Here is a 388-nt window from a genome sequence, read left to right on the forward strand (position 1 = left end):
CCCGACGGCAGCGCCTGCATCAACCGGCCCCGCGCCGCCACCACCGCCGCGGCATCCTCCAGCGACCACACCCCCGCCACATGCGCCGCCACCAACTCACCCACCGAGTGCCCGAGCAGGAACTCCGGCCGCACCCCGAACGACTCCACCAGACGAAACAGCGCCACCTCCACCGCGAACAGCCCGGCCTGCGTGAACACCGTCTCGTCCAGCAACCCCTCAGTGCCCTCCGCCCCGAACACCACATCGCGCACCGAACACACCACATGACCGGTCAACTGCCGGTCCAGCTCGAACACCGCCGCCTCGAAAGCCTCCGCGAACACCGGGAACGAAGCACACAACTCCCGCCCCATCCCCACCCGCTGACTCCCCTGACCACTGAACA

1 protein-coding gene is annotated in these 388 nt (G+C 69.1%); it reads right to left on the minus strand.

From position 1 onward, the window contains the following. On the minus strand, nt 1–388 hold a 388-nt coding region (locus tag KUM38_RS43960), incomplete at both ends, for an acyltransferase domain-containing protein (protein WP_217133089.1).

The sequence above is a fragment of the Streptomyces sp. AC558_RSS880 genome (assembly GCF_019049255.1).
GTDB lineage: Bacteria > Actinomycetota > Actinomycetes > Streptomycetales > Streptomycetaceae > Streptomyces.